At 70.1% G+C, this 8,698-nt stretch carries 4 protein-coding genes; 3 read left to right on the top strand and 1 reads right to left on the bottom strand.

What is annotated here, in order from left to right:
* Positions 1-4,961 (bottom strand): type I polyketide synthase (locus ACFY3V_RS00005; protein ID WP_389768442.1); only part of this gene is annotated, 4,961 nt, incomplete at its 3' end.
* 573 nt (positions 4,962-5,534) lie between these two features.
* Here ACFY3V_RS00005 and ACFY3V_RS00010 point away from each other — a divergent pair.
* The 3 genes from ACFY3V_RS00010 (at position 5,535) to ACFY3V_RS00020 (ending at position 8,369) form a co-directional block, all read left to right on the top strand.
* Positions 5,535-6,935: a glycosyltransferase gene (locus tag ACFY3V_RS00010; RefSeq protein ID WP_362907239.1), complete on the top strand. Its 1,401-nt coding sequence runs from the start codon at positions 5,535-5,537 to the stop codon at positions 6,933-6,935.
* Positions 6,932-8,113 (top strand): cytochrome P450, encoded by a 1,182-nt coding sequence (locus tag ACFY3V_RS00015; protein WP_362907237.1) that lies wholly within the window; start codon positions 6,932-6,934, stop codon positions 8,111-8,113. The genes ACFY3V_RS00010 and ACFY3V_RS00015 overlap by 4 nt, the downstream gene beginning before the upstream one ends.
* A gap of 61 nt (positions 8,114-8,174) precedes the next feature.
* On the top strand, positions 8,175-8,369 hold the full coding sequence (locus ACFY3V_RS00020; protein WP_362907235.1) for a ferredoxin: 195 nt from the start codon (positions 8,175-8,177) through the stop codon (positions 8,367-8,369).
* The last annotated feature ends 329 nt before the right edge of the window (positions 8,370-8,698 follow it).

Below are 8,698 nucleotides of genomic sequence, written 5' to 3' on the forward strand. Positions count from 1 at the left end.
CCCACCGCCGCCTCGAACAACCCCAACCCCTGCTCAGCCGACAACGCCACCATCCCCGAACGCGCCAACCGCCGCAGATCCACCTCACCCAACCCACCCGTCATCCCGGCCTCACGACCCCACGCCCCCCACACCAACGACAACCCCGCCAACCCCTCAGCCCGCCGCACCCCCACCAACGCGTCCAAGAACGCGTTCGCCGCCGCGTAGTTACCCTGCCCCGCCCCACCGAACGTCCCCGCCACCGACGAGAACACCACGAACTCGGCCAGACCCAACCCTCGGGTCAGCTCGTGCAGATGCCACGCCGCATCCACCTTCGGCCGCAACACCACATCCAGATCCTCGGCCGACAACGACGGGATCGTCCCATCGGCCAGCACGCCCGCAGTGTGAATCACCGCCGTCAACGGGTGTTCCTCCGGCACCCCGGCCAGCAGCGCCGCCACCTGATCGCGATCGGCCACATCACACGCCGCGACCGTGACCTCGACCCCATGCGCGATCAGCTCGGCCCGCAACTCCAGCGCACCCGGAGCGTCCAGCCCTCGCCGACTCACCAGCAGCAGGTGCCGTATCCCACGCTCGGCCACCACATGCCGCGCGAACAACGCCCCCAGACCACCGGTACCACCAGTGATCAACACCGTCCCCTCGGGATCCCACGAGCGGACGTCGCCACCGGCCTTCGAATCCGGCGTCACCCGCGCCAGCCTCGGCACCCACACCTCACCCCCGCGCACCGCGACCTGCGGCTCACCGGAGGCCAGCACTCCGGCTAGTACGGACGAGGACAGCTCGTCGTCGATGTCGACCAGGACGAACCGGCCAGGATTCTCCGACTGGGCACTGCGGACGAGCCCTCGTGCCGCCGCCACGACCGGGTCCGGCGCTTTTTCGCCGTCCTCACCAGCCACGACCCCGCCCCGGGTGACGAACACCAGGCGCGAATCGGCGCATCGGTCATCGGCCAGCCACCCCTGCAGCACGTCCAGAACATGCGAGGTCAGCTCGTGCACCGACTCCGCGACCCCGTCGACCCGGCCGGAGACCGCTTCCGCCAGCACCACACCCGGCACCGGCCCCGCCTCAACCAGCGACAGCAGATCCGCGTGAACCGGCACCGGATCCCCACCCGAATCCCCGCCCGCCCGCAGCGTGGCGGCGACACCCAACGTGTCCTGGCCGAGTATCGCCGTCGAGAGCGCGTCAGCCGCCGGAAGATCCACCGACGACGTCCACTCCACCTGGAACAAAGCATCCCTACCCGCACCCCCACCAGAGGCGGCCAACACCTCCGACGCCACCGGCCGCAACACCAACGACCGCGCCGACACCACCAAACCCCCACCCCCATCCACCGCCACCACAGAAACCGCATCACCCCGAGTCCTCACCAACCGCACCCGCAACTCCGACGCCCCACCCGCATGCAAACACACCCCACCCCACGAGAACGGCAACCGCCCACCCTCGGCCTCGTCCAACCCCACAAACGGCACCGCATGCAACACCGCATCCAACAACGCCGGATGCACCCCGAACGACCCCGCACCCGACACCACCTGCTCAGGCAGCACAACCTCCGCGAACACCTCACCGTCGGCGCCGCGCCAGGCCGCCCGCAGCCCCTGGAACACCGGGCCGTACTCCAACCCGCTCGCGGCGAGCCCTTCGTACACCCCGTCCAACTCGATCACCGACGCACCCCGCGGCGGCCACACCTCCGTCTCGAACGACACAGCGGCGCGGTCTCCGGCCGTCAGTACACCGGTCGCGTGCTCGACCCACGGCTCCTCATCGGCCGCCTCGGCCGACCGGGCATGAACGCTCACCTCACGCCGACCCGACTCGTCGGCCGATCCCACCCACACCTGCACCGCGACCGCGTCCCGCTCACCCAGCACCAGCGGCGTGGTCAGGGTCAGCCCCTCGATCACATCGCAGCCGGCCTGATCCCCCGCCCGCACGGCCAGTTCCACGAACACGCTGCCCGGCACCATCACCGAACCCATCACCACGTAGTCGGCCAGCCACGGATGCGACCCCAGCGACAGACGGCCGGTCAGCAGCACCCCGTCGGAGCCGGCCAGCCCGACCGCCGCACCCAGCAGCGGATGGCCGGTGGCCGCCAACCCGGCGGCCGCCAGGTTCCCCACCCGCGCACCCGCGCCGTCGGGCCAGAAACGCCGGCGCTGGAACGCGTACGTCGGCAGCGCCACCCGGCGCCCGCCCGCGAGCACCGCCTCCCAGTCCACCGTCACGCCACGCACGTGCAGTTCGGCGAGAGCCGTCATGATCGTCGACTGCTCGTCCCGGTCCCCGCGCAGCACCGGCACCGCCACCGCGTCCGCCCCGGCCACCACGTCCGCGACGGGCCGATCCTCGGCGGCGATGGTGTCGGACGCCATCGCGGCGAGCACCCCGTCGGGGCCCAGCTCCAGATACGCCCGAACCCCCTGGCCGTGCAGCGTACGGACGGCGTCGGAGAACCGCACCGCGCCACGCACCTGCTCCGCCCAGTACTCCGGCGAACACAACCACTCCGCCGTCGCCAACTCCCCGGTCAACGTCGACACGACCGGAATCCGCGGCGCACCGTAGGTCAGCGACCCCGCCACCGCCCGGAACTCCTCCAGCATCGGATCCATCAACGGCGAATGGAACGCGTGCGACACCCGCAACCGCTTCGTCCTGATCCCCCGCTCCTCCAGAGTGGCGGCCACCTCCAGCACCGCCTCCTCACCCCCGGAGACCACCACCGACGCGGGACCGTTCACCGCCGCGACCGACACCTCCTTCTCCCGCCCCACCAGCAGCTCGGCGACCTGCTCCTCGGAGGCCGCCACCGCCACCATCGCCCCACCGGCGGGAAGCGCCTGCATCAACCGCGCCCGGCCCGCCACCAACACACACGCGTCCTGCAGCGACAACACCCCCGCCACATGAGCGGCGGTGATCTCTCCGACCGAATGACCGGCCAGCACATCGGGCCGGATCCCCCACGAGGACACCAGCCGGAACAACGCCGTCTCCACCGCGAACAACGCAGGCTGCGCCCACCCGGTCCGATCCAGCAACCCCGCCTCCACCGACCCCGGCTCGGCGAACACCACCTCACGCAACGACCCGTCCAGCAGCGGCTCGAACTCGGCGAACACCTCGTCCAAGGCTTCGGCGAACACCGGGAAACGGTCATACAGCTCCCGCCCCATCCCGGCCCGCTGGCTGCCCTGACCGGTGAACAGGAACGCGACCTTGCCCTGCCGTCCGCTCTGTCCCAGCAGGACGCCCGCGCCCGGTCGGCCCTCGGCCACGGCTCGTAGCCCGGCCACGACATCCTCGCGCGCACCGGCCAGTACGGCGGCCCGGTGCTCGAAGACCGATCGCGTCGAGACGAGGGAGAAGGCGATGTCGGTCAGATCAAAATCAGGTTCGGCGTCCAGGTGTGACACCAGCCGTTCGGCCTGTGCCCGCAGCGCCTCCGCCGTACGACCGGAGATCAGCACCGGAGGCACATCCGGGGTCACCGCCGGGTACCAGTCCTCCGTGTTCACCTCGATTCGCTTGTCATGCGGCGCCTGCTCAATGATCACGTGAGCGTTGGTGCCGGTGAGACCGAACGAGGACACACCCGCCCGCCACGGCCGATCCACCTGCGGCCACCGCGTCGGCTCGGTCAGCAACCTCACCGCGCCCGAGGCCCAGTCCACGTGCGAGGACGGCGCGTCCACGTGCAGCGTCCGAGGCAGCACACCGTGCCGCATCGCGAGCACCATCTTCATCACACCCGCCACACCGGCCGCCGCCTGCGTGTGACCCAGGTTCGACTTCACCGAACCCAGCAGCAGCGGCCGATCCTCCGGCCGATCCTGACCATAGGTCGCCAGCAACGCCTGCGCCTCGATCGGGTCACCCAGCGTCGTCCCCGTACCGTGCGCCTCCACCACGTCCACGTCGGCGGGGTTCAGCCCGGCGCTGCCCAGCGCCTGGCGGATCACCCGCTGCTGCGAAGGACCGTTCGGCGCGGTGAAGCCGTTCGACGCGCCGTCCTGGTTCACCGCCGACCCGCGCAGGACCGCGAGGACCTGATGGCCGTTGCGCTGGGCGTCCGACAGCCGCTCCAGGACCAGCACGCCCACGCCCTCGGCCCACCCCGTGCCGTCCGCCGCGTCGGCGAACGCCTTGCACCGGCCGTCGGGCGCCAGCCCGCCCTGCCGGGTGAACTCCACGAACGCACCTGGGGTGGCCATCACGGTCACCCCGCCCGCCAGCGCCAGCGAGCACTCACCGCTGCGCAGCGCCTGCGTCGCCAGGTGCACCGCCACCAGCGACGACGAGCAGGCCGTGTCCACCGTCACCGCCGGCCCCTCCAGGCCCAGCGTGTACGAGAGCCGGCCGGAGGCCGCGGCCGCACCCATGCCGGTCCCGATGTTGCCCTCGAGGTCGGCCAGTGAGCCGACCATCAGGTAGGAGTAGTCCTGGCCGCTCATGCCGACGAAGACCCCGGTACGGCTACCGCGCAGCTTGGCCGCGTTGATCCCGGCCCGCTCGACGGCCTCCCACGACACCTCAAGAAGGAGTCGCTGCTGCGGATCCATCGCCAGCGCCTCGCGCGGCGAGATCCCGAAGAACCCGGGGTCGAAGTCCGCGACGTCGCTGATGAAGGCGCCCTTGTCGGTGTCGCTCCGAGGCCGGCCCTCCGAATCGCGGGCCGCCAGCAGATCGAGATCCCAGTCGCGGTCGGACGGGAAGCCCGAGGTGGCGTCACCACCTTCGGCGATCAGCCGCCACAGATCCTCGGGCGAGGACACCCCGCCGGGGAACCGGCAGCTCATCGCCACGATGGCGATCGGTTCCGTGGTGACCGCGACCAGCTTCTGGTACTGACGCCTTAGCCGTTCGGCCTCCTTCATGGAGGTCCGGAGCGCCTGTACGACCTGCTCACTGGGCGTATCCATCACAGCCTCCGTACGTCGGGCGGGGTCGGGAAACCTGCGTCCGGCGTCGCCGGTACCAGGACACCCACCACCGCCGCGTCGATCGCGTCAGTCACCACGGCCCTCTCCGCACGCACCGGCACGCGGTGTCCTCACCCGGCGAGGCGTCCCCACCGGAGAGGGGAGGCGGTAGCACGGGTCTCCACATGGTCGAAGAGGAGGACCGGCGGTATGCACGACGGGACTCCCGCTGAGAGAGAAGTCGTCGAGCATGCCATCCATTCGGCGAAGTTAGGCCGATGGCGACTCGGCAAACGCCTAGTCTTTGGGAAGCCCGGCGCGCCGGCCGCGCCCACAGCACCGCCTCCGGGCGCCCTCGACCGCGCGGACCAGCTCCGGGAGAGACCGGTCGCGCCCACGATCCCGCGCCCCGGGAAAACTAGTGATCCCCCTAATGTCGCCGCGATACCGTGCGGGCACGCCGGCGTCGGAGCAGGGAAGACGCGCACGGCGAGGACGGATCCGCACCGGAGCAGGCGCCCGCGCGTCACTGGCTGTTCGAACGGTCCGGCTCCCGCGATGGAGGTGTGTGTGATGGGCGAGGGCCGCAAACCAGTGCTGTTCGTCAGCAATCCGGGGGCCGGTGTCTTCAACCCCCTGCGCGTGATCGCCGCCGAGCTGGCCAGGCGTGGCACGGAGGATCTGTGGTTCGCGACGGATGAGTCCTGCAGGGCCGACATCGAGAGCATCAACGAGGGAAGCGGCGTACGGTTCGTCTCACTCGGCGAGACGGATCCCCTGCAATCCCCAGCCGACTGGGACGACGAGATGTACCGGCTGGCCACCCAGCGGTCCCGCTGGAAGGCACACCACGCGGTGGTACGGCGCGGGTTCGACCCCGACAGCGGGGAGCAGAAGTATCTGGCACTCGACGCCCTGGTCGAGGAGCTGAACCCGGCTCTCATGATCTTCGACAGCGTGAACCCCGTCGCGCTCATGATCGCGCTCAGGAGAAACATCCCGTACGTCCTCAGCTCGCCCTTCCTGCCGAGCAATCTGCTCATCACCAGGACACCGCGCGGATTCCCCATGCTGCACACCGGGCTGCCCCTGAACATGTCGTTCCCGCAGCGGGTCTACAGCAACGTGTTCAAGATCCGGGCCGCGCTGATGTTCCTGCACCCGAGGATGCTGAGGCTCGCGCTCAAGGGCATCTCGTACGCGAAACAGATCCAGCTGCCGAAGGAGGCGCTCCGTCCGTCGGCGAAGGTCGACCGCGCCGATCTCGTCCTGTGCTACACGGTCTTCGGGCTGGAGTACCCGTTTCCCCTTCCCGACAAGTTCCACCTGGTCGGCGCGATCATCCCGCCGTTGCCCGAGGCGCAGGACGACCGCGACCTGTCCGGCTGGCTCGACGCCAACCCCTCCGTGGTCTACGTCGGACTCGGCACCATCACCCGGCTGACCCGTCCCGAGGTGCACGCGCTGGTGGAGGTCGCCCGCCGGTTGGACGGCAGGCACGCCGTGCTGTGGAAGCTCCCGGCCGGGCAGCAACAGTTCCTCCCTCCCCGGGAGGAGCTGCCGCCGAACCTCAGGATCGAGAGCTGGATTCCCTCCCAGCTCGACGTGCTGGCCCATCCCAACGTCGCCCTCTTCTTCAACCACGGCGGCGCGAACGCCTTCCACGAGAGCCTGTACTTCGGCAAGCCACAGATCATCCGCCCGCTGTGGGTCGACTGCTACGACCAGGCGGTGCGCGGCGTGGACAGCGGGGTGAGCCTCACCCTCGACGACCCGCAGACCATCGACGTCGACGACGTGGTCGGCAAGATCACCCAGGTGCTGGACACCCCTTCCTTCCGTGAGCGCGCCGAGTTCTTCGCCAAGGCGCAGCAGGAGGCGGGAGGCACCCGGGTGGCCGCCGATCTGATCCTGGGCAACCCGGCGCTGAAACGATCCGACCAGGTACTGCCGAAGGACGTGGCGACATCATGAAAACGCACAGCGGCGACCCGACATCCATCGAGTTCCCGAGGCGGCGGCGCGGGCAGCTCTCTCCGCCGGACGAGTACGCCTCGCTCAGGGAACAGCCGGGACCGGTCAGGTCGGCGCTGCCGGGAGGCAGCACTGTGTGGCTGGTCGCCAGGCACGACGACGTGCGCGCCGTGCTCACCGATCCCCGGATCAGTGCCAGCCCCCTGCACGAGGGCTTTCCGACGATCGGGCGCAACGGGACGGTGCCTCCGCCCGACCAGATCCCCGGCTGGTTCGTCGCGTACGACCCGCCGGAGCACACCCGCTTCCGCAAGGCCCTCATCCCCGAGTTCACCGTACGGCGGGTCGCCGAGCTCCGTCCGGCCGTCCAGCGGGTCGTCGACACCTGTATCGACGACATGCTCAACGCCGGTACCACCGCCGACCTGGTGTCCGCGTTCGCGCTGCCGGTGCCTTCACTGATCATCTGTGAGCTGCTCGGCGTGCCGCGTACCGACCGTGAGCTCTTCGAGTCGAGGACGCGCGTCCTGGTGACCCTCACGTCGACCGACGACGAACGCGAGTCCGCGACCAAGGACCTGCTGCTGTACATCTCCAAGCTGATCACCATGAAGCAGCGGTTCCCCGGCAGGGACCTGACCAGCCGGCTGCTGTCGGCCGGGGTGCTCACCCCCAAGGAGATCTCCGGTGTCGCCCTGCTGCTGCTGATCGCCGGGCATGAGACGACGGCGAACAACATCGCGCTCGGCGTGGTCATGCTGCTGCTGAACCGGCAGTGGATCGGCGCGCCCGGAGTGGTGGAGGAGGTGCTGCGTTACCTGTCCGTCGCCGACCGGGTCGCGCTCCGCGTGGCCCTGGAGGACGTCGAGATCGGCGGGCACGTCATCAAGGCCGGCGAGGGCATCGTGCCGCTCGGTGCCGCGGCGAACCACGACCATGACGCGTTCGAGCGGGCCGACGAGTTCGATCCGAGCCGTTCGGCCCGCCATCACGTCGCGTTCGGGTACGGCGTGCACCAGTGTCTCGGGCAGAACCTCGTCAGGATCGAGATGGAGACCGTCTTCACGTCCCTGTTCCAGCGGATTCCGACCCTTCGGCTCGACGGCGCGGTCGAGGACCTGCCGTTCAAGTACGACGGTGTGCTGTTCGGGCTGCACGAGCTCCCGGTCCGCTGGTGACGGCGCCACAGGCTCCCGGCCGGTCGTCGTCGGTCCCGGTCTTTCAAGGATGAGGAATGTCATGCGTGTCAATGTGAACGCCGAGCACTGCGTCGGCGCCGGCCAGTGCGTGCTCATCGCGCCGGAGGTCTTCGACCAGAACGACGAGGGAACCGTCATGGTCCTGGTCGAGACCCTGGACGACTCCGCTCAGATCGGCGCCCGGGAGGCGGTCCTCGCCTGCCCGTCGAGGTCCATCTCGCTGTCCGAGAGCTGAGGACCGTACCGGGCGGGTGATCGCACCCCGCTCGCACGAACCCGACCCGGCCGGGTCGACGCACCCCCGGCCGGGTCGATTCGCGTTCCCGGCCGTTCCCTCTCGTCCCGCCACACCGGGTGGCCCCCACGCGGGCGGGACCTTGCGAAGACCGACGTTCCCCTGTCTCTCCGGATACGTGGGTCCCCCACACGGTCGGGACCACGACGCCGAGACGGCAGGACCGCGGAAATCCGGGACGACGGGGACGGCGGAGCTCGTCGAGCTCCGCCGTCGCGGGCCGCCCGCGCCCCCGAGGTGCCGGTCCTGATCGTCGTCCCGGCCCCGAG

It is taken from the genome of Streptosporangium sp. NPDC000095 (assembly GCF_042899335.1).
Classification (GTDB): domain Bacteria; phylum Actinomycetota; class Actinomycetes; order Streptosporangiales; family Streptosporangiaceae; genus Streptosporangium.

Coding starts and splice junctions, on each gene's coding strand:
- ACFY3V_RS00010 (WP_362907239.1), top strand. CDS start 5,535: ATGGGCGAGGGCCGCAAACCAGTGCTGTTCGTCAGCAATCCGGGGGCC.
- ACFY3V_RS00020 (WP_362907235.1), top strand. CDS start 8,175: ATGCGTGTCAATGTGAACGCCGAGCACTGCGTCGGCGCCGGCCAGTGC.
- ACFY3V_RS00015 (WP_362907237.1), top strand. CDS start 6,932: ATGAAAACGCACAGCGGCGACCCGACATCCATCGAGTTCCCGAGGCGG.